Origin of the sequence: Pseudomonas sp. GXZC (assembly GCF_026967615.1) — a bacterium.
In the GTDB taxonomy this organism is placed as follows: Bacteria; Pseudomonadota; Gammaproteobacteria; order Pseudomonadales; family Pseudomonadaceae; genus Aquipseudomonas; species Aquipseudomonas azotoformans_A.
The window spans coordinates 2,740,952-2,762,110 of the sequence record NZ_CP114115.1 but is presented as its reverse complement, the minus strand read 5'-3'; the positions used below and the strand labels follow the sequence as shown (position 1 = coordinate 2,762,110).

Sequence of the window (21,159 nt, the reverse complement as noted above, 5' to 3'; positions counted from 1 at the left end):
AAACACCAAGGTGCACAGAAATGACCCGAACCCTCCTGCTGACCGGCCCGGAATTGACCGCCGACGCCATGGCCCATGCCGCCTCCCACGGCGTGCGCATCATCCCCACCACGCCCTACGCACCGGCCGATGAACTCATCGCGATCATTGCCCGCGAACAACCGGACGCGATCATCGTGCGCCAGGGCCAATTGACCCGCGAGATGATCAACGCCTCCGCCGCACTGAAAATCATCGCCAAGCACGGCGTGGGCTACGACACCATCGACATCGCCGCCGCCGCCGAGCGCCAGATCCCGGTGACCATCGCCCTGGGCGCCAACGCGCAATCGGTGGCCGAACACGCCTTGGCATTGATGTTCAGCGTGGCGCGCCAGACCGCCCTGCTCGACGCGCGGATGCGTGACGGGCATTGGGACAAGGCAACTTCGGTGGGCATCGAACTGTCCGGCAAGACCCTGGGTCTGGTGGGCCTGGGCGCCATCGGACGGATCCTGATGGAACTGGTGGCGCCACTGCACATGACCATCAAAGTGTTTGATCCGTACCTGGCGGACCTGCCGAACGTGGAACGCGTCGACACCATTGATGACCTGCTGGCGAGCTGCGATATCATCAGCCTGCATTGCCCGCTGACCGAGCAAAACCGCAACCTGTTTGGCGCCGCGCAGTTCAAGCGCATGCGCCCAGGCAGCATTCTGATCAACACGGCACGCGGGGAGCTGATCGATACCGAAGCCTTGGTCCACGCCCTGAGCACCGGGCAGATTGCCGGCGCCGGGCTCGACACCTTCAACCCCGAGCCGCCACCCGCCGACTCGGCGCTGTGGGGCCTGCCGACCCTGGTGGCCACTCCCCATGTGGGCGCCAATACCGCCGAAGCACGGGACCGCGTGGGCCTGCTGGCCTTGCAACACATCATCGATTTCTGGGACGGCGTCGCGCCGCCGCCGCGTGCGGTGGTCAACCGCCATCTCTACGCACACTGACATCTCCCGCCGATTACGCGCGGGCTCATCACGCTTCTCCAAAAAAAACAACACGGGAGAGAGTCATGCCTATCAGTTCTACCGACATCAGCGCCCTTGAGCGTTCAACCATGCGCAAGGTGGCGTGGCGACTGCTGCCATTCCTGATCCTCTGCTACCTGCTGGCGATCATCGACCGTGGCAACATCGGCATGGCCTCGCTGCAAATGAACCAGGACCTGGGGCTGACCCCGGCAATCTTCGGCTTTGCCAGCAGCCTGTTCTTTGTCTCGTACTTCCTGGTGGAAGTGCCGAGCAACCTGGCCCTGCAGCGCTTCGGCGCACGGGTGTGGATTGCGCGGATCATGATCACCTGGGGCCTGATTTCCGCCGGCACCGCGTTTGTCACCGGCGCCAACTCGCTGTATGTGATGCGCTTCCTGTTGGGTGCGGCCGAGGCCGGCTTCTTTCCGGGCGTGCTGTTGTACCTCACCTACTGGCTGCCAGCGGCGTACCGTGGGCGCATGGTCGCTATTTTCATGGTGGCGATTCCCGGCGCCAACTTCATCGGCTCGCCGCTGTCCGGCTTGTTGTTGAGCCTGGACGGCTGGTTCGGCATGCGCGGTTGGCACTGGCTGTTCATCATCGAAGGCATTCCGGCGGTACTGTTGGGCATTGCCTGCCTGTTTGTGCTGACCGATCGCCCGGAGCAAGCCAAATGGCTGAGCCACGAGCAACGCCATTGGCTCACCAGTCGACTCGACGAAGAACGCAGCCGCAAGACCGCTATCGGGCATATCTCATTGTGGAAACTGCTGCGCCACAAACACATCTGGGTGCTGGCACTGATCTACTCCGGCGCCTCGGCGGCCGGCAGCACCATGAGCGTGTGGGCGCCGCAACTGCTCAAGACCTTTGGCCTGAACAACTTGGAAATCGGCCTGGTCAATGCCATTCCCTATGGGCTGGCATCGATCCTGATGATCCTGTGGGGCCGTAGCTCGGATAAAACCGGCGAACGCCGCTGGCACACCGCGACCACCTTGTTGCTGATCACGGGCGGCCTGCTCTTGGCACTGGTCACCTCATCCCTGGTGGCGACGGTGATCATGCTGTCGATGGTGCTGATCGGTGCTTACTCCATGAAAGGACCGTTCTGGGCATTGGTCTCCACCTGGCTCTCCTCCTCCACCGCTGCTGCTGGCTTGGCGGCGGTGGGCGCGATGGCCAACCTGATTGGCGGCGGGATCATGGTTAACGTGTACGGCACGATTCATCATGCTACGGGCAGTTACGCGATTGCGCTGCTGCCATTGGCGGCGCTGTGTGCGGCAGGTGCGGTGATGGTGTTGTTGATGGGGCGCAAGCAGATGAAGGAAACCGTGGAGTTCAATAAAGCAGCCAGCGCCAACTGAAATCCTAATGCCACAGGTACAGTGCTCAGCCTTAACTGATGGGCACTGGGGCTTGCCCACTCCCACCTTTAGTTCCGGTGGACAGTCAAGATTGCCCCCATCCGCCAATACCAGTATTTTGCAGTTTCCCCCCAACAAGGAGCACCCCATGGTAAAAACCCGCCCACGCCCCGCAGTCACCGGGGTGGCCTCGGCTGATCGGGTGCTCACCGTGCTCACTGCCTTCCGCATGGGGGATACCGCCCTGGAACTGGCCGAACTCGCCGCCCGCACCGGGCTGATCAAAAGCACCATCATGCGCTTGATGGTCTCGCTGGAGGATCACGGCCTGATCACCCGCCTGGCCGACGGTCGCTATCAGTTGGCCACCGAGATCATGCGCTTGAACACCGTGTATCAGGACGGCCTCGACCTTGAACGCCACATCACCCCACTGCTGCACCGCCTGACCCAGGAAACCGGCGAAACTGCGTCCTTCTATGTACGCCACGGCGCTTATCGGATGTGCCTGTACCGTGTGAACTCCCCCCATCACCTGCGCCTGCACCTGCAACCCGGTGACACCCGCCCCATGGACGGTGCCGCCGGGGCCGAGGCGTTGCGCACGCCCTATTCGCTGGCCGCGAAGATGATCAAGCCGATTTTCTCCCACGGCGCCACCGACCCCCACGCCTCGTCCATGGCCCTGCCCATCTTCGGCCCAGGGGAAAACCTGATCGGCGCGCTGGTACTCTCCGGCCCCGCCAGCCGCCTGACCGCCGAACAAGCGCAGACGCTGCACCCGCTGTTCCAGCAAGCCGCCGTCGAACTGACCCGTAGCCTGGGTGGCGACGCACTGGCCGACACCGACGCCCCGCAGAAAAAGCTGCGCGGCAAAAAAGCCGACTAAACTCATCACTGATGCGCAGAACAGCAGGGTGCCAGACGGATCGCACCCTGAGCGACATTCCACCACATGCCATCTTCGCAGCACCTGTAATAGTCTATTGCAGGACTCTAATGTACTAACCAGTTACTTATCTTGCTAAAATCGCGTCTTTGCCCTCTCACATTCGAGTCCTGTCGACATGAAACGAGCATCGCGCGCCGCTGGCGCCTCTAGATTCTTACTGCTGGGCCTGGGCGTGATCATCGCCCTGCTCGGCCTCGCGCTGGCCATTGGCGGCGTCAAACTGGTCAGCCTGGGAGGCTCCTGGTACTTCCTGATCGGCGGCGCAGTCATGACGATTGCCGGGTTGCTGATCGCCGGCCGCAAGCCGGCCGGTGCCTGGTTGTTCGCCGCCTTTTTGATCGGCACGGCCATCTGGGCCGTTGCGGACGTGGGCCTGGTGTTCTGGCCGTTGTTCTCCCGCGTGTTCATGTTCGCAGCCATCGGCATGGTGGTGGCGCTGGTGTACCCGTTGCTCGTCAACCGGCCTGCACGTGGCGCCTATGCGGTGGCTGGCGTACTGGCGTTGGGCGTGGCAGTCGCGGCGGGCAACATGTTCGTCGCCCACCCAAGCGTGGCACCGACCGGCACCGGCCCAGGCATCACCCCGGTGGCTGCGGCCGATGCGCAGAAAGACTGGGCGCATTACGGCAACACCGAAGGCGGCAGCCGCTTCGCTGCGCTGGACCAGATCAACCGTGACACGGTCAATAAGCTCAAAGTGGCCTGGACCTACCACACCGGCGACGTGGCGATCAGCGACGGCAACGGTGCCGAAGACCAGCTGACGCCCCTGCAGATCGGCAACAAGGTGTTCATCTGCACACCCCACAACAACCTGATCGCCCTGGACGCCGACACCGGCAAAGAGCTGTGGAAGAACGAGGTCAACGCCAAATCGGCGGTGTGGCAGCGTTGCCGTGGCATGGCGTATTTCGACGCCACCGCGCCGATTGCCCAGCCGACCCAGCCGAATAGCTCACAGATCATTGCCGCCAGTGTTCCGGCCGGTGCGCAATGCCAGCGTCGCCTGCTGACCAACACCATCGACGCGCGACTGATTGCCGTGGATGCCGACACCGGCAAATTCTGCGAAGACTTCGGCACCCACGGCCAGGTGGATTTGAAAGCCGGCCTGGGTAACGTGCCGGACAGCTACTACCAACTGTCTTCCGCCCCCTTGATCGCTGGCACCACTGTGGTAGTGGGCGGCCGCGTAGCTGACAACGTGCAGACCGACATGCCCGGCGGCGTGATCCGTGGCTTCGACGTGATCAGCGGCCAGATGCGCTGGGCCTTCGACCCCGGCAACCCGGAAGACAAAAAAGCCCCGGCTGACGGCAGCACTTACGTGCGCAGCACGCCGAACAGCTGGGCGCCGATGTCCTACGACCCGCTGATGAACACGGTCTTCCTGCCGATGGGCAGTTCGTCCACCGACATCTACGGCGTGGAACGCACCCAGCTCAACCACAAATACGGCGCTTCGGTGCTGGCGCTGGATGCCTCCACCGGCGCGGAAAAGTGGGTGTACCAGACCGTCCACAATGACCTGTGGGACTTCGACCTGCCGATGCAGCCAAGCCTGATCGACTTCACGCCACCGGGCGGCGACAAAGCCGTGCCTGCGGTCGTGATCGGCACCAAGGCCGGACAGATCTACGTGCTCGACCGCGCCACCGGCAAACCGCTGACCGACGTTAAAGAAGTTCCGGTCAAGGCCGCCAACATCCCCAACGAACCCTACTCCCCGACCCAGCCGAAATCAGTGGGCATGCCGCAGATCGGCGCGCAAACCCTGACCGAATCGGACATGTGGGGCGCCACTCCCTACGATCAGTTGCTGTGCCGTATCGACTTCAAGGGCATGCGCTACGACGGCCTGTACACCGCGCCGGGCACCGATAAATCCCTGAGTTTCCCAGGCTCCCTGGGTGGCATGAACTGGGGCAGCATTTCCACCGATCCAGTACACGGTTTTATCTTCGTCAATGACATGCGCCTGGGCCTGTGGATCCAGATGGTGCCGTCGCAGAACAAGGCCCAGGCCGCGTCCGGTGGCGAAGCGCTGAACACCGGCATGGGCGCCGTGCCGCTCAAGGGTACGCCGTATGCCGTGAACAAGAACCGCTTCCTGTCGGTGGCCGGTATTCCGTGCCAGGCGCCGCCGTTCGGCACCCTGACCGCCATCGACATGAAGACGCAAAAGGTCGCCTGGCAAGTGCCGGTCGGCACCGTGGAAGACACCGGTCCGCTGGGCATTCGCATGCACCTGCCGATCAAGATCGGCCTGCCAACTCTCGGCGGCACCCTTTCGACCCAGGGCGGCCTGATCTTTATCGCCGGCACCCAGGATTTCTACCTGCGCGCCTTCAACAGCGGCAACGGTGATGAAGTCTGGAAAGCCCGCCTGCCCGTGGGCAGCCAAGGTGGCCCGATGACTTACGTGTCGCCGAAAACCGGTAAGCAATACATCGTGATCACCGCCGGTGGCGCACGCCAGTCCACCGACCGTGGCGACTACGTGATCGCCTACGCCCTGCCATAACCCCCTGTTCGCGCGGCGCCTCCCCGGCGCCGCGCCTTCTGCCTGGAAAAACCCGCATGACCCCCACTTCTCATATTCCCCTTGGGCGCCTGTTGCTGGGCCTCGCCCTGGGTGCCGCCCTGCCCGTGCAAGCCGATGACACCACCCTGACCGGCGACTGGGGCGGCCTGCGCCGCGAACTCGACGCGCAAGGCATCCGCTTCACCGGCGACTACAGCGGTGAAACCGCCTACAACGCCCACGGTGGCCAGCACCGCTCGGCGCGCTACTCGCAGAACCTCAAGCTGGGCGTGCAGTTCGACCTGGGCAAAATCTACGGTTTCAATAATGGCGACCGCATCCAAGTCACTATTAACGACCGTCGCGGCAACAGCGCTTCCGAGGATTTGGTGGGCAACCGCCTGCCGATCCAGGAAAACTACGGTGGCCTCTACACGCGCCTGACCGAGTTGAGCTACGAGCGCACGCTGTTCACGCCGACTCTCAACGTCAAGCTCGGCTACATGGCCATGGGCAATGACCTCGGCGGCCTGGACAGCGGCATCCTGTGCAACTTCATGAACGCCGGTTTCTGCGGGCACCCGCTGAACATGTCCGGCGGCAGCGGCTGGACCAACTACCCGAATGCGCGCTTGGGTGCGCGGGTGAAATACGACTTTGCGCCCAACTGGCAACTGCGCGTCGCCGCGTTCAACGTGGACCCAGAGAGCAACGGCAATTCCAGCCGCGCCTGGAAACTGGGCCCCAAACACACCACCGGCACCGTGGTGCCGATCGAGCTGGTGTACAAACACGCGGGCAACCTGCCGGGTGAATACAAGCTGGGCTATTACTACGACAGCTCCGACGTGAAACGCATCGGCAGCAGCAAGGAAGTCAGCGGTCGCGGCGGCCACTACCTGCTGATCGACCAGGCCGTTTGGGCTTCCGACTCCTCCGCCGGCCGCGTGCTGCACGCCTTCGGTCAATACTCTGCCGCCAGTGAAGCGGCTTCGCCGTTCAGCAAGTGGTATGGCGCGGGCGTGGTGCTGTACAAGCCGTTCGAAGGCCGGCCGCGTGACACCCTGGCCCTGGGTTACGGTCGCGCCGTGCCCAACCCGCGCAGCCGCGAGGTGCAGGAGCTGGCAGCCTTCAACGCCGGCAACGAATACCCCAACCTGAGCAATGCCGAACAGCTGATCGAACTCAGCTACGGCTACCAGGCCACGCCCTGGCTGACCCTGCGCCCGGATGTGCAATACATCATCGAGCCGGGTGCGTTTTCCGGTGACAACATCGACAACGCCTTGGTGCTGGGCCTGCAGGTCAAGGCGGTGTTCTGAAACGGCTCAGTCGTCTGACGGCAACGCCCTGTTCGCCTGTTCGAGCGCAGTGATGCGCTCGACTTTCTTGCCGGAGCGCTCCGCTTCGAACTCCGATTCCAGAAACACTTTGACGATACTCTTGGCCAGCTCGGGCCCGATCACCCGCGCACCAATGGACAGGATCTGCGCATCGTTGCTCTTGCGCGCACGCTCGGCCGAATACGTGTCGTGAGCCTGTGCAGCCCGCACGCCTTTGATCTTATTGGCAGAGATCGCCATGCCAATACCAGTGCCGCAAATCAACACGCCCAGGCGCTGCTCACCCGCCCCCACCGCCATGGCCACCGCCGCCGCGATATCGGGGTACAGCACCGGGCTGGACGAATGACAGCCAAAATCCTCGACCCCATAGCCCAGGCCTTCGATAAAGCGCTTGAGCAATTCCTTGAGCTCGAAGCCCGCCTCGTCGCATCCGATGGCCACCGAAAACGTCGTTTGTGCACCCATTACTGTTTCTCCATCAGACCGATCATATGATCACTCACTGAAATTATGCACAATCATTAGCGGGCGATGAGCAGGTCGCTGTCAAGGCTTATTTAAAGACCCAAACACTAAATAACACCAAAACCTCGGCGAGAGCCGTGGGCAAAGCATTGACAAAACCGCCTCAAGCAGTTTAAACATATGATCACTATCCGATCATATGATCAGGCTGTTGGTTAAGCCTACCTAATAAGAAAATCAGCAAGAGGACACACCGATGGCCACGCCATTACTGCTCCAGGCTGAACAAGTTTCCAAAGCCTATGCCGGGGTCCCTGCCCTGCGCGACGGGCGTCTCTCCCTGCGGGCCGGCAGCGTGCACGCACTGTGCGGCGGCAATGGCGCCGGCAAATCGACCTTCCTCAGCATCCTCATGGGCATCACCCAACGTGACGCCGGCACCATCCTGCTCAACGGCCAACCGGTGCAGTTCGACCGCCCCAGTGCGGCACTCGCCGCGGGCGTGGCGATGATCACCCAGGAACTGGAACCCATCCCCTACATGACCGTGGCCGAGAACATCTGGCTCGGTCGCGAGCCGCGCCGCGCTGGCTGCATCGTCGACAGCAAGGAACTGAATCGGCGGACTCGCGAATTGCTGCAAAGCCTGGAATTCGACGTCGACGCCACCAGCCCCATGCATCGCCTGAGCGTGGCGCAGATTCAGCTGGTGGAGATCGCCAAGGCCTTCAGCCATGACTGCCAGGTGATGATCATGGACGAGCCCACTTCGGCCATCGGCGAGCGCGAAGCCGAAACCCTGTTCAAGGCGATCCGCCGCCTGAAGGCGCGGGGTGCCGGCATCATCTACGTGTCCCACCGCCTCAGCGAATTGGCGCAGATCGCCGACGACTACAGCATCTTTCGCGACGGCGCCTTTGTGGAGAGCGGGCGCATGGCGGATATTGACCGCGCCCACCTGGTGCGCGGCATCGTCGGCCAGGAGTTGCAACGCATCGACCACAAGGTCGGCCGCGAATGCGCCGCCACCACCTGCCTGGACGTCAGTGGCCTGAGCCGCGACGGCGAGTTCCAGGACATCAGCCTGCAACTGCGCCAGGGTGAAATCCTCGGCATCTATGGCCTGATGGGCTCGGGGCGCAGCGAATTCCTCAACTGCCTGTACGGCCTGACCCTGCCGGACGCTGGCAGCGCCACCCTGCAAGGCCAGCCGTTGCCGACCGGCACGCCAGCGGCGACGATTCGCGCCGGCATGTCCCTGGTCACCGAAGACCGCAAAGACAGCGGCCTGGTGCTCAGTGGCAGCATCCTCGCCAACATTGCGTTGTCGGCCTACAAGCAGCTGTCGAGTTGGTCGGTGATCAATGCGCGCAAGGAGAACGCGCTGGCCCAGAGCATGGTCAAGCGCTTGCAGATCAAGGTTTCGTCCCTGGACTTGCCAGTGGAGTCCATGAGCGGCGGCAACCAACAGAAAGTGGTGCTCGCCAAATGCCTGTCGACGCAGCCGATCTGCCTGCTCTGCGACGAGCCCACGCGCGGCATCGACGAAGGCGCCAAGCAGGAGATCTATCACCTGCTGGACGAATTCGTGCGCGCCGGTGGCGCGGCCATCGTGGTTTCGTCCGAAGCCCCGGAACTGCTGCACCTGAGTGATCGCATCGCCGTGTTCAAGGGCGGCCGGCTGGTGACCGTCAGCACCGACACCGCCCTTTCCCAGGAAGCCTTGTTGAGTCTTGCCTCATGAATAGCAAAGTCCTCGCCGCCCCCGTTACCGCCGCGCCACGCAATCGCCTGCGCCTGTCACTCGACCGTTTTGGCCTGCCGCTGGTGTTTATCCTGCTGTGCCTGGTAATGGCGTTTTCCAGCGAATACTTCATGACCTGGCGCAATTGGATGGACATCCTGCGCCAGACTTCCATCAACGGCATTCTCGCCGTAGGCATGACCTACGTGATCCTGACCAAGGGCATCGATCTGTCGGTGGGGTCGATCCTGGCGTTTGCCGGTTTGTGCAGCGCCTTGGTCGCGACCCAGGGCTACGGCCTGCTGGCGGCGGTGAGTGCCGGGATGTTTGCCGGAGCCATGCTGGGTGTGGTCAACGGGTTCATGGTCGCCAATTTGAGCATTCCTCCGTTTGTCGCCACCCTCGGCATGCTCAGCGTGGCGCGGGGCATGACCTTTATCCTCAACGACGGCAGCCCGGTCACCGACCTGCCGGACAGTTTCCTGGCCCTGGGCATCGGCAAGCTCGGCCCCATCGGCGTGCCGATCATTATCTTTGCAGTGGTCGCGCTGATCTTCTGGATGGTGCTGCGCTACACCACTTACGGACGCTATGTGTACGCCGTGGGCGGCAATGAAAAGAGCGCGCGCACTTCCGGCATTGGCGTACGCAAGGTGACGTTTTCGGTGTATGTGATTTCGGGCCTGCTGGCGGGACTCGCGGGCGTGGTGCTGGCGGCGCGGACCACCTCGGCCCTGCCCCAGGCCGGCGTGTCGTATGAGCTGGACGCGATTGCCGCCGTGGTGATCGGCGGCACCAGCCTGTCCGGCGGCACCGGCAGCATCGTCGGCACCTTGTTTGGCGCGCTGCTGATCGGAGTGATCAACAACGGCTTGAACCTGCTCGGGGTGTCGTCGTATTACCAACAAGTGGCCAAGGGGTTGATCATCGTGCTTGCGGTGCTGATCGACGTCTGGCGCAAGAAAAAACGCTAAGTGGAGTGTGTGCAATGTCCAATTTCTGGAACCAGGCGTTCGACCTCACCGGCCGTTGCGCCGTGATCACCGGGGGCGCCGCCGGGATCGGCCTGGCCTGCGCGAGTTTGTTGGTGGAGCGCGGTGCCAGGGTGGCCTTGCTGGATCGTGACCCCGCGGTGGTCGAAGTGGCCGCCAGCCTCGGCACGGGGCATTTGGGCCTGGTGGCTGATTTGCGCCAGCTCGATTCGGTACAGGCTGCGATTGATGAGGCCCACGCCGGACTCGGGCGCATTGATTACCTGGTCAACAGCGCGGGGGTCGCGCTGTTGGACAAGGCCCTGGACGTCAGCGAAAACGCCTGGGACACCACCCTGGACATCAACCTCAAAGCCAGCTTCTTCGTGGCCCAGGCCTGTGCCCGGCATATGATCGAACAAGGCGGCGGGCGCATCGTCAACCTGGCCTCCCAAGCGGCGGTGATTGGCCTTGATCGCCATGTGGCCTACTGCGCCAGCAAGGCGGCAGTGGTCGGCATGACCAAAGTGCTGGCCATGGAATGGGCGCCCCACGGCATCAACGTCAACGCCGTGTCGCCAACCATCGTCGAGACCGCCCTGGGCAAGAAGGCGTGGGCCGGCGAACTGGGTGAGAAGGCCAAATTGCAGATCCCGGTGGGGCGCTTCGCCCAGCCGGAAGAGATCGCCGGGCTGGTGCTTTACCTGGTCAGCGATGCGGCCAAGATGATCACCGGCGAAAACGTGGTGATCGACGGCGGCTACAGCATTCAGTAATCCGATTCCAGACAGATAAGAACAAGGAAACACCCTATGAATCGAGTCATCAACGATCCGGACCTGGTGGTCGAGGACATGCTCGCCGGCATCCTCCTGGCGCACCCGGAACTGGTGCAGTACGAGAGCAACCCACGGGTCATCGGTAAGCGTAAGACTTCACCGGCCGGCCAGGTGGGCATTGTCACGGGTGGCGGTTCGGGGCATGAGCCGGCGTTTCTGGGTTATGTGGGGCCAGGGCTGGTGGATGCGGTGGCCGTCGGCGAGATTTTCTCCTCGCCCACCGCCAAGAGTTTCTTCGATGCGTTCCGCGCCGCCGACCAGGGCGCGGGCGTGGCGTGCCTGTACGGCAATTATGCCGGTGACAACATGAACGTAAAGCTGGCGATGAAAATGGCCGCCAGCAAAGACATGAACATTCGCACCGTGGTCGCCAATGACGACGTAGCCTCTGCCCCACCCGCCGACATCGCCAAGCGTCGCGGCGTGGCCGGTGAGATTTTCATGTGGAAAATCGGCGGTGCCGCCGCCGCCCAGGGCTACGACCTTGACGGCGTGATCCGTGTGGCGCAGAAGGCCGTGGACCATTGCCGCTCCATCGGCGTGGGCCTCACGCCCTGCACCATCCCGGCGGTGGGCAAGCCGAACTTCCAGATTGCCGATGGCGTGATGGAACTGGGCATCGGTCATCACGGCGAGCCGGGCATTGAAGTGGTGCCGGTGGAATCCGCTGCGGCCATGGCCGAACGCATGCTCGCGCCGATCCTGGCTGACCGCGACTTCACCCAAGATGAGAGCGTGGTGGTGCTGGTCTCCGGCCTGGGCGCCACGCCGGTGATGGAACTGTATATTTTCTACGCCGAGGTCGAGCGCCAACTGCGCGCCAAGGGCCTGCGTATTCACCGCTGCTATGTGGGCAACTATTTCACGTCGCTGGAAATGATGGGCGTGACCCTGACCCTGCTCGGCCTCGACGCCGAACTGAGCAGCCTGATCGACCAACCCTGCCGCTCCATCGGCATGACCCAGTCGGAGTAGCGCATGAGCGAGCATTTCCCCAGCAACACCGGTAGCGCCATCGTCACCAACCTGGTGTCGATCATCGTCGCCAACCGCGAATACCTCAGCGAAGTGGACGGCGCCATCGGCGACGGGGACCACGGCATCAACATGGCCAAGGGGTTCTCACGCTGCGGCAAGACCCTCGAAGGCCGCGAGCTGTCTTTGGCCGAGGCACTGGACGAACTGACCCTGGCGCTGATGGAAGGCATCGGCGGCTCCATGGGCCCGCTCTACGGCAGCCTGTTCATCGGCATGGCCGACGAAGTGCGCGGCCGCGACAGCATTGACGCGGCGACCTTCGCCAAGCTGCTGCGCGGTGGTCTCACGTCCTTGCAGGACATCAGCGATGCCGGTGTGGGCGACAAATGCCTGATGGATACGCTGATCCCGGCGGTGGAAGCCTTTGAACAGGCCCAGGCCAGCGACGCGTCGTTCAGCGAGGCCTTGCGCCAGATGAAAAGCGCGGCCTCCCAGGGCCGCGATTCCACCCGCGACCTGGTGGCAAAAATCGGCCGCGCCAGCCGCCTCGGGGAACGCTCCCTCGGCGTACTGGACGCCGGCGCGGTGTCGTGCTGCCTGATCCTCACCGACCTCGCCGAATCGGTGGAGGCGCGGTTGGTTGCTTAGTTGTTTGTGGTGAGCAGCCAGTCAGTCAAGAAGTCGCAAGAACGCAAAGTACTCTGTGGCGAGGGAGCTTGCTCCCGTTGGGCCGCGAAGCGGCCCCAGCTCTTTGTTTTAAAAGACTAGGACTGCTGCGCAGTCCAACGGGAGCAAGCTCCCTCGCCACAGGTACAGCGCTCGCTCTTACCTGACGGCCTGTAGCGACTGAGCCTAACGACGCGTCGCATCATCCAGGGCAAGGATCGTGTACGCATTCGACACGGTCGTCGCCAGGGTGTTGATCACCCCGGAGCGCAACGCGCCGAGGGTGGCCGCTGCCTTGGTGTTCTCGCTGGCAATCGCCACCACATCGGGAATGCGCACCAACTCCTGCACCGTCAAGCCGATCACCCTGCCCTGCATGGCGTTGACCGCCGGCTGGCCGTGGATGTCGATGAAGTCATAGCCCATCATGTCGCCCACCGTACCGGACACACGGGCCTGGGCGATTTCCTGGGGTGAAAACCAGCCCATGCGCACCATGTTGCTGTTCTCGCTCATGTCGCCGATGCCGATCAAGGCAATATCGGCGCGGCGCGCGCGGTCGAGGGTGGAGCGCACGGTGTCGTTGTTGATCAACACGCTGCGCAGTTCCGGATTGGCCACCAGGGCCGGGGCGTACAGGGTTTCGCTCTCGGCGCCAAAACGCAGGGCCAGGCGTCGGCAGATATGGTCGGGGTTCATGTATTCGCCAGCCTTGAGCGAGCCGCCAATCGCACACACAAACGTGCAGTTGCGCGTCACCGGCAGGAACACATTCTCGGCCACCGCGCCGACGTTGCGGCCCATGCCGACGGCGATGATCATGCCGTCACTGAGGGTCTTGTTCAGGTAGTTGGCGACCAGGCTGGCCACGGCCGAGCGCTGGGTGTCAGGGTCGCCATGGTCCACCGCGATCAACGCGCGGTCCAGCTGGAAACGCTCGACCAGCGCCTGCTCCAGCTCCGTGTTCAACGCCGGATGCTGCAACACCCGCACCTCTACCACCCCTTCATCCCGGGCGCGCTTGAGCAGCCGGCTGACCTTGACCCGCGACAGGTCGAAGCGCTTGGCGATGGCTTCCTGGGTGATGTTGTCGAGGTAATAAAGCATGGCCACTTCGGTCATCAGGTCGATGTCGCTGGCGGCACGCTGGGCACTGTCGGTCATGGGAGCTTCCATTTACGCCACAAAAAACCATTCTCCCTAGTCTGTGCGGTGCAAGTCCAGCGGCGAATGGGCCAAGCCTGCAAAGTTTCTAATGGTTCTGCTGGTATTCCCGTGGCGTGCAGCCGAACTCGCGACGGAACACCGTGTGCAGGTACTGCGCGGACTTGAAGCCGCATTGCTGGGCGATATCGGCAATCGCCAGGTGATCGTCCTCCAGCCCCTTGGCGGCACTGGCGAGTTTGAAGCGCAGGATCTCGTCATGCACGCTGCACCCGCGCACCTTGCGAAAATGCGCCTCCAGGGACGAACGGGACACGCCAACATAGGCCGCCACCTGGGCAGTCTTGATGCCCTGGCAAGCGTATTGACGGATAAACAGCAGCGCCTGCATCACATAAGGATGACCCAAAGGTTGATGCAAGCTGGACGCCTGCACGTTGATTGCATCCGGCGGCACCAGCACCTGCGTGCCCGCGCAGGGCTTGCCGTGCAACATCTGATGCAACAGCGCAGCGGCGGTGCGGCCCATGGTTTCGGTGCCCTGGATCACCGAACTCAACGGCACCCGTGTGAGGGTACGGGTCAGCGGGTCGTTGTCGATGCCGATCAGCGCCACTTCTTCCGGCACAGCAATGCCGGCGGTCAGGCAGGCCTGCAGCAACTGCCGCGCGCGGGCGTCGGTGACGGCGATAATGCCGATGGGTTTGGGCAGGCTTTGCAGCCAGGCAATCTGCTGCTCGACGGCGCTGTCCCACAGCGGCGCGCTGGTGCCGAGGCCGCGATAGATCTGCACGGGCAAGCCATCCCTTCGCAGTAAGCGCTTGAAGGCTTTTTCGCGCTCCTGGGCCCAGCGATTGGCCTGGGCTTCGGGCAGGCTGAAACAGGCAAACTGCGTCAGGCCGGCTTCGATCAAATGCTCATAGGCCAACTTGATCAAGGCGTAGTTGTCCGTGGCCACGTAGGGAATGCCCTTGGGATAGGCCCGCACATCCTCATAGGACCCGCCCACCGCCACCACCGGCACCTTGCTCCCGGCCAGCGCCTCGCCAATCAGCGGGTCGTCGAAGTCGGCAATGATGCCGTCGCCCTGCCAGCGCTCAATGCCCTTGAGGCGGCACAGGAAATCTTCTTCGAGGAACAAGTCCCAGGACGCGCGGGTGCTGCTCAGGTAATTGCCGATGCCAGCGATGATGCCGCGGTCGTAGATTTTGCTGCCGTTGAACAGCAAGGCGATACGGTGCACGGGCGGTAGGGTTTTCATTGTTTTTATCCTGGGGCCGGTCGAAACAGACTAGCCCCTGCTACGCAAAATCGCACTCTCCCTTGATGATTTTCATAATCGGCAGGCCCAACGCCGTTGCTAGTATCGAGCCACCGCCAAGAACAATAAGGAAAACGCCATGCCGTACTTCCCCGGTGTCGAGAAGGTTCGCTTCGAAGGCCCCCATAGCGATGCCCCCCTCGCCTTTCGCCACTACGACGCCAACAAGCTCATCCTCGGCAAACCCATGCGCGAGCACCTGCGCATGGCGGCCTGTTATTGGCACACCTTCGTTTGGCCAGGGGCGGATATGTTTGGGGTCGGCACTTTCAAGCGGCCCTGGCAGCGCAGTGGCGACCCGATGGAATTGGCCATCGGCAAGGCGGACGCCGCCTTCGAGTTTTTCTCCAAGCTGGGCATTGACTACTACAGCTTTCACGACACGGATGTCGCCCCCGAAGGTAGCTCGCTCAAGGAGTACCGCCACCACTTCGCGCAGATGGTCGATCATCTGGAGCGGCATCAGGAACAGACCGGGATCAAGCTGCTGTGGGGCACCGCCAACTGCTTCAGCAACCCGCGCTTTGCCGCCGGCGCGGCCAGCAACCCGGACCCGGAAGTGTTTGCCTACGCCGCCGCCCAGGTGTTCAGCGCGATGAACGCCACCCTGCGGCTCAAGGGTTCCAACTATGTGCTGTGGGGTGGCCGCGAGGGCTATGAAACCCTGCTCAACACCGACCTCAAGCGCGAGCGCGAACAGCTCGGGCGTTTCATGCGCATGGTGGTGGAGCACAAGCACAAGATCGGCTTCAAGGGCGACCTGCTGATCGAGCCCAAGCCCCAGGAGCCGACCAAGCACCAATACGATTACGACAGCGCCACGGTGTTCGGCTTCCTGCATGAGTACGGCCTGGAACAGGAAATCAAGGTGAACATCGAGGCCAACCACGCGACCCTGGCCGGGCACAGCTTTCATCATGAGATTGCCACCGCCGTGTCCCTGGGGATCTTCGGTAGCATCGACGCCAACCGCGGCGACCCGCAGAACGGCTGGGACACCGACCAGTTCCCCAACAGCGTCGAGGAAATGACGCTCGCCACTTATGAAATCCTCAAAGCTGGCGGGTTCAAGAATGGCGGCTATAACTTCGACTCCAAGGTGCGCCGCCAGAGCCTGGACGATGTGGACCTGTTCCACGGGCATGTGGCGGCCATGGACGTACTGGCCTTGGCGCTGGAGCGTGCGGCCGCGATGGTCGAGAACGACCGGCTGCAGCAATTCAAGGACCAGCGTTATGCCGGCTGGCAGCAGCCGTTGGGGCAGGCCGTGCTGGCGGGTGAGTTCAGCCTGGAATCACTGGCCGAGCACGCGTTTGCCCATGAGCTGAACCCGCAGGCGGTGAGTGGTCGGCAGGAGATGCTTGAGGGTGTTGTGAATCGCTTTATCTACCGGTGACCGTGTGGTCAGCGGACTTGCTTGTGGGGTGCTGGCTTGTATGTGGTGAGCGGGCTTGCCCCGCGCTGGGGCGCGTAGCGGCCCCACTGCAGGCGATGCGTTTTTACCTGACACTCTGAAGTGCCTGGTTTTGGGGCTGCTTCGCAGCCCAGCGCGGGGCAAGCCCGCTCACCACAGATATAGCGTTTGTTCTTGAGTCTTCCAACAACAATAAAAGGACGCACAACCATGAAACGTACACTCATCGCCACTGCCCTGGCCCTGCTCGCCCTGCCCGTCATGGCCGACTCAGCGCACCCGAAAATCGGCTTCTCCATCGACGACCTGCGCCTGGAACGCTGGTCCCGCGACCGTGACTACTTCGTTGCCGCCGCAGAAAAACTCGACGCCAAGGTCTTCGTGCAATCCGCCGATGCCAACGAGCAGAAGCAGATCTCGCAGATCGAAAACCTGATCTCCCGTGGCGTCGACGTGATCGTCATCGTGCCGTTCAATGCCACAGTGCTCACCAATGCCGTCGCCGAAGCCAAGAAAGCCGGGATCAAGGTGGTGTCCTATGACCGGCTGATTCTCAACGCGGATATCGACGCCTACATCTCCTTCGATAACGAAAAAGTCGGTGAGATGCAGGCCAGCGGCGTGTTGCAAGCGGCACCGAAGGGCAACTATTTCCTGCTCGGCGGCGCTCCCACCGACAACAATGCCAAGGTGCTGCGCGAAGGCCAGATGAAGGTGTTGCAACCGTCCATCGACAAAGGCGACATCAAGATCGTCGGTCAGCAGTGGGTCAAGGAATGGAACCCCACTGAAGCCCTGAGCATCGTCGAAAACGCCCTGACCCGGAACAACAACAAGATCGACGCCATCGTCGCCTCCAACGACGCCACTGCCGGCGGTGCGATCCAGGCCCTGGCCGCGCAGAAACTGGCGGGCAAGGTGCCGATTTCCGGCCAGGACGCCGACCTCGCCGCGATCAAACGTGTGATCGACGGCACCCAGACCATGACCGTGTACAAGCCCCTCAAGCTGATCGCCACCGAAGCCGCCAAGCTTTCGGTGCAACTGGCGCGCAATGAGAAGCCCACCTACAGCTCGCAGTACGACAACGGCAGCAAAAAGGTCGACACCATCCTGCTCACCCCAACCCCACTGACCAAGGCCAACATCGACCTGTTGGAGAAGGACGGGTTCTATACCAAAGAGCAGATTGCCGGGCAGTGACCGCCATGGCCGACTACCTGTTGCAAATGAACGGCATCGTCAAACGCTTTGGCGGTGTCAACGCGCTGAACGGCATCGATATCCAGGTGCGGCCGGGGGAATGCGTCGGCCTGTGCGGCGAGAACGGCGCGGGCAAGTCCACCTTGATGAAGGTGCTGTCGGCGGTCTATCCGTACGGCACCTGGGAGGGCGAAATCCTCTGGGACGGGCAGCCGCTCAAGGCCCATTCCATCAGTGAAACCGAGGCCGCGGGCATCGTGATCATCCACCAGGAACTGACCCTGGTGCCCGACCTGTCGGTGGCTGAAAACATCTTTATGGGCCACGAACTGACCTTGCCCGGCGGGCGCATGAACTACCCGGCCATGTTCCACCGCGCCGAAGCGCTGATGCGTGAACTCAAGGTACCGGACATGAACGTGGCGCTGCCGGTGTCGCAATACGGCGGCGGCTACCAGCAACTGGTGGAAATCGCCAAGGCCCTGAACAAGCAGGCACGGCTGTTGATTCTCGACGAGCCCTCCTCGGCCCTGACCCGCTCGGAGATCGAGGTGCTGTTGGACATCATCCGTGGCCTCAAGGCCAAGGGCGTGGCCTGCGTGTACATCTCGCACAAGCTCGATGAAGTGGCGGCAGTGTGCGACACCATTGCGGTGATCCGCGACGGCAAGCACATCGCGACCACCGCCATGGCCGACATGGACGTCGCGAAGATCATCACCCAGATGGTCGGCCGCGAGATGAGCAACCTCTACCCCACCGAGCCCCATGCGGTCGGCGAGGTGATGTTCGAGGCGCGCAACGTCACCTGTTATGACGTCGACAACCCCAAGCGCAAGCGCGTGGACGATGTGTCCTTTGTGCTCAAGCGCGGGGAGATCCTCGGCATTGCCGGGCTGGTCGGCGCCGGGCGGACGGAACTGGTGTCGGCACTGTTCGGTGCCTACCCCGGCCGCTACAGCTGCGAGGTGTGGCTGGACGGCCAGGTGATCGACACGCGCACACCGCTCAAGTCGATCCGCGCCGGGCTGTGCATGGTGCCCGAGGATCGCAAGCGCCAGGGCATCATCCCCGACCTCGGCGTGGGCCAGAACATCACCCTGGCGGTGCTCGACACTTACGCCCACCTGACCCGCATCGATGCCGAAGCTGAACTGGGCAGCATCGACCAGCAGATCGCGCGCATGCACCTGAAAACCTCCAGCCCGTTTTTGCCGATCACCAGCCTCTCCGGCGGCAATCAGCAAAAAGCCGTGCTGGCGAAAATGCTGATGGCCAAGCCCAAGGTGCTGATCCTCGACGAACCCACACGCGGCGTCGACGTGGGCGCCAAGTATGAGATCTACAAGCTGATGGGCGCGCTGGCAGCCGAAGGCGTGGCGATCATCATGGTCTCCTCGGAGCTGACCGAAGTGCTCGGCGTGTCCGACCGCGTGCTGGTGATCGGCGACGGCCAGTTGCGTGGTGACTTTATCAACGAGGGGCTCACCCAGGAACAGGTGCTCGCCGCCGCGCTCAGCCAACACAACAATAATGATCGGAAGACCGCGTAGATGAATCAGGTCAAACACCTTTTCACCCGCTACAAAATGCTCGCCCTGGTCATCGCCGTGGCGGTGATCTGGGTGTTTTTCAGCTGGCAGACCGAGGGGGGGTTCCTTACACCGCGCAACCTGTCCAACCTGCTGCGGCAGATGTCGATCACCGGGATCCTGGCGTGCGGCATGGTGCTGGTGATCATCAGCGGCGAGATCGACTTGTCGGTGGGGTCATTGCTCGGTTTGCTCGGCGGGTTGGCGGCGATCCTGGATGTGATTTATCACATACCGTTGCTGGCCAACTTGAGTCTAGTGGCGCTGTGCGGGTTGATGATCGGGCTGGCCAACGGCTACATGACGGCCTATCTGCGCATCCCGTCATTCATTGTCGGCCTGGGTGGGATGCTGGCGTTTCGCGGGATTCTGCTGGGGATTACCGGCGGCACCACCATTGCGCCGGTGTCGCCATCGTTGGTGTATGTGGGCCAGGGGTATTTGTCGCATTCGGTGGGTATCGGGCTGGGTGTGCTGTTGTTTGCGCTGACGGTTTTTTTGACCTGGAAACAGCGGCGCAACCGCGCGCTGCATGGCTTGGCGGCGCATTCCCTGGTGCGTGACCTGGTGCGCGTGGCGGTGATCGGCGCCGTGCTGGCCGGGTTCGTCACGACCCTCAACAGCTATGATGGGATTCCCGTCCCCGTCTTGCTGCTGTTGGTGTTATTGGGCGTGTTCAGCTACGTCACCAGCCAGACCGTGTTTGGCCGTCGCGTGTACGCGGTGGGCAGCAATATGGAAGCCACGCGCCTGTCGGGCATCAATGTGCAGGCGGTGAAGTTGTGGATCTTCGGCATCATGGGCGTGATGTGTGCACTCGCCGGTTTGGTCAACACGGCTCGTCTGGCCGCCGGCTCGCCGTCGGCGGGGAGCATGGGTGAGCTGGATGCGATTGCTGCGTGTTTTATTGGCGGCACATCAATGCGTGGCGGCTCGGGCACGGTGTATGGCGCGTTGCTCGGGGCGTTGGTGATCACCAGTCTGGACAATGGGATGTCGATGCTGGATGTGGACAGTTATTGGCAGATGATTGTGAAGGGCAGCATCCTGGTGCTGGCGGTGTGGGTGGATGTGAGTACGCGCACGGGCAGACGCTGACTGCCTCACTTGCCCAGCAACACCGCCCCTTCCCCGACCTGCCCCAACCGATCTCCCGGATTGCGCAGCGGGCAGTCATCCAGGGACAGGCACCCGCAGCCAATGCACCCGTCGAGTTGGTCGCGCAGTTGCGTGAGGCTGTTGATTCGCTCATTCAACATGTCTCGCCAACGCGTGGAAAGCCGCGTCCAGTCCTTGGCCGTCAACGGTCGCCCCGACGGCAGTTCCTCCAGTGCCGCCTTGATGGTTGCCAATGGAATCCCCGCGCGCTGTGCCACCTTGATCACAGCAATGCGGCGCAGGACATCACGGTGGTAGCGCCGCTGATTACCTGGGCTGCGTTGGCCCTGAATCAAACCCTTGGCTTCGTAAAAATGCACAGTCGCCACGGTCACCCCGCTACGCCGCGCCAACTCGCCTACCCCGAGGGGGATGTGCACATCGATTTTCGGTTCCATCGGCGGCTTGACCTCATCTATACATGAGGTCTTATAAAGAG

Annotated in this window: 18 protein-coding genes; 14 read left to right on the top strand and 4 right to left on the bottom strand. The window is 62.6% G+C overall.

Features of this window, described 5'->3' with window-relative positions; all coding sequences use genetic code 11:
• The first annotated feature begins 20 nt into the window (after window positions 1–20).
• The 5 genes from OZ428_RS13215 (at window position 21) to OZ428_RS13195 (ending at window position 7,181) form a co-directional block, all read left to right on the top strand.
• Entirely contained in the window at window positions 21–989 is a 969-nt protein-coding gene (locus tag OZ428_RS13215; protein ID WP_269133657.1) for a hydroxyacid dehydrogenase, read from the top strand.
• Between the two features lie 65 nt (window positions 990–1,054).
• Complete coding sequence (locus OZ428_RS13210; protein ID WP_269133656.1) at window positions 1,055–2,383, top strand: MFS transporter; 1,329 nt, start codon at window positions 1,055–1,057, stop codon at window positions 2,381–2,383.
• Between the two features lie 148 nt (window positions 2,384–2,531).
• Window positions 2,532–3,272: an IclR family transcriptional regulator gene (locus OZ428_RS13205; RefSeq protein WP_177074334.1), complete on the top strand. Its 741-nt coding sequence runs from the start codon at window positions 2,532–2,534 to the stop codon at window positions 3,270–3,272.
• A 178-nt stretch (window positions 3,273–3,450) separates the two neighbouring features.
• Window positions 3,451–5,859 carry a glucose/quinate/shikimate family membrane-bound PQQ-dependent dehydrogenase gene (locus tag OZ428_RS13200; RefSeq protein WP_269133654.1) on the top strand — a complete coding sequence of 803 codons (2,409 nt, stop codon included), beginning with the start codon at window positions 3,451–3,453 and terminating at the stop codon, window positions 5,857–5,859.
• A gap of 56 nt (window positions 5,860–5,915) precedes the next feature.
• Window positions 5,916–7,181, top strand: a complete 1,266-nt coding sequence (locus OZ428_RS13195) for a carbohydrate porin (protein WP_269133653.1) — start codon at window positions 5,916–5,918, stop codon at window positions 7,179–7,181.
• 6 nt (window positions 7,182–7,187) lie between these two features.
• Here OZ428_RS13195 and rpiB read toward each other — a convergent pair whose 3' ends face one another.
• Window positions 7,188–7,670, bottom strand: coding sequence for a ribose 5-phosphate isomerase B (gene rpiB / locus OZ428_RS13190; RefSeq protein ID WP_038844192.1), 483 nt, complete (start codon window positions 7,668–7,670; stop codon window positions 7,188–7,190).
• A 256-nt stretch (window positions 7,671–7,926) separates the two neighbouring features.
• On the opposite strand from rpiB, the gene OZ428_RS13185 reads away from it, so the two are divergent.
• From OZ428_RS13185 to dhaL, 5 genes are read left to right on the top strand one after another with little or no spacing between them, the layout of a single operon-like run.
• On the top strand, window positions 7,927–9,414 hold the full coding sequence (locus OZ428_RS13185; protein WP_269133652.1) for a sugar ABC transporter ATP-binding protein: 1,488 nt from the start codon (window positions 7,927–7,929) through the stop codon (window positions 9,412–9,414).
• Window positions 9,411–10,388: an ABC transporter permease gene (locus OZ428_RS13180; protein WP_071494913.1), complete on the top strand. Its 978-nt coding sequence runs from the start codon at window positions 9,411–9,413 to the stop codon at window positions 10,386–10,388. The genes OZ428_RS13185 and OZ428_RS13180 overlap by 4 nt, the downstream gene beginning before the upstream one ends.
• A 14-nt stretch (window positions 10,389–10,402) precedes the next feature.
• Window positions 10,403–11,161, top strand: a complete 759-nt coding sequence (locus OZ428_RS13175) for an SDR family oxidoreductase (protein WP_269133650.1) — start codon at window positions 10,403–10,405, stop codon at window positions 11,159–11,161.
• A 36-nt stretch (window positions 11,162–11,197) separates the two neighbouring features.
• Window positions 11,198–12,199 (top strand): dihydroxyacetone kinase subunit DhaK, encoded by a 1,002-nt coding sequence (locus OZ428_RS13170; protein ID WP_269133648.1) that lies wholly within the window; start codon window positions 11,198–11,200, stop codon window positions 12,197–12,199.
• A gap of 3 nt (window positions 12,200–12,202) precedes the next feature.
• A complete protein-coding gene (dhaL, locus tag OZ428_RS13165) occupies window positions 12,203–12,850 on the top strand; it encodes a dihydroxyacetone kinase subunit DhaL (protein ID WP_061436225.1) in 648 nt (215 codons plus the stop codon).
• A gap of 204 nt (window positions 12,851–13,054) precedes the next feature.
• On the opposite strand, the gene OZ428_RS13160 is transcribed toward dhaL, so the two are convergent.
• Both OZ428_RS13160 and OZ428_RS13155 read right to left on the bottom strand, forming a co-directional pair.
• On the bottom strand, window positions 13,055–14,032 hold the full coding sequence (locus tag OZ428_RS13160; protein WP_033903113.1) for a sugar-binding transcriptional regulator: 978 nt from the start codon (window positions 14,030–14,032) through the stop codon (window positions 13,055–13,057).
• Window positions 14,033–14,120: 88 nt separating this feature from the next.
• Window positions 14,121–15,293, bottom strand: coding sequence for a XylR family transcriptional regulator (locus tag OZ428_RS13155; protein WP_269133647.1), 1,173 nt, complete (start codon window positions 15,291–15,293; stop codon window positions 14,121–14,123).
• A 139-nt stretch (window positions 15,294–15,432) separates the two neighbouring features.
• Here OZ428_RS13155 and xylA point away from each other — a divergent pair, with 139 nt between their 5' ends.
• The 4 genes from xylA (at window position 15,433) to OZ428_RS13135 (ending at window position 20,660) form a co-directional block, all read left to right on the top strand.
• Window positions 15,433–16,749, top strand: coding sequence for a xylose isomerase (xylA, locus tag OZ428_RS13150; RefSeq protein ID WP_177114805.1), 1,317 nt, complete (start codon window positions 15,433–15,435; stop codon window positions 16,747–16,749).
• 228 nt (window positions 16,750–16,977) lie between these two features.
• Entirely contained in the window at window positions 16,978–17,970 is a 993-nt protein-coding gene (xylF, locus tag OZ428_RS13145; protein WP_269133646.1) for a D-xylose ABC transporter substrate-binding protein, read from the top strand.
• A gap of 5 nt (window positions 17,971–17,975) precedes the next feature.
• Window positions 17,976–19,523: a D-xylose ABC transporter ATP-binding protein gene (gene xylG, locus OZ428_RS13140; protein ID WP_269133645.1), complete on the top strand. Its 1,548-nt coding sequence runs from the start codon at window positions 17,976–17,978 to the stop codon at window positions 19,521–19,523.
• On the top strand, window positions 19,524–20,660 hold the full coding sequence (locus OZ428_RS13135; protein ID WP_269133644.1) for a sugar ABC transporter permease: 1,137 nt from the start codon (window positions 19,524–19,526) through the stop codon (window positions 20,658–20,660).
• A gap of 5 nt (window positions 20,661–20,665) precedes the next feature.
• Here OZ428_RS13135 and soxR read toward each other — a convergent pair whose 3' ends face one another.
• Window positions 20,666–21,118: a redox-sensitive transcriptional activator SoxR gene (soxR, locus tag OZ428_RS13130; RefSeq protein ID WP_269133643.1), complete on the bottom strand. Its 453-nt coding sequence runs from the start codon at window positions 21,116–21,118 to the stop codon at window positions 20,666–20,668.
• Between the last annotated feature and the right edge of the window lie 41 nt (window positions 21,119–21,159).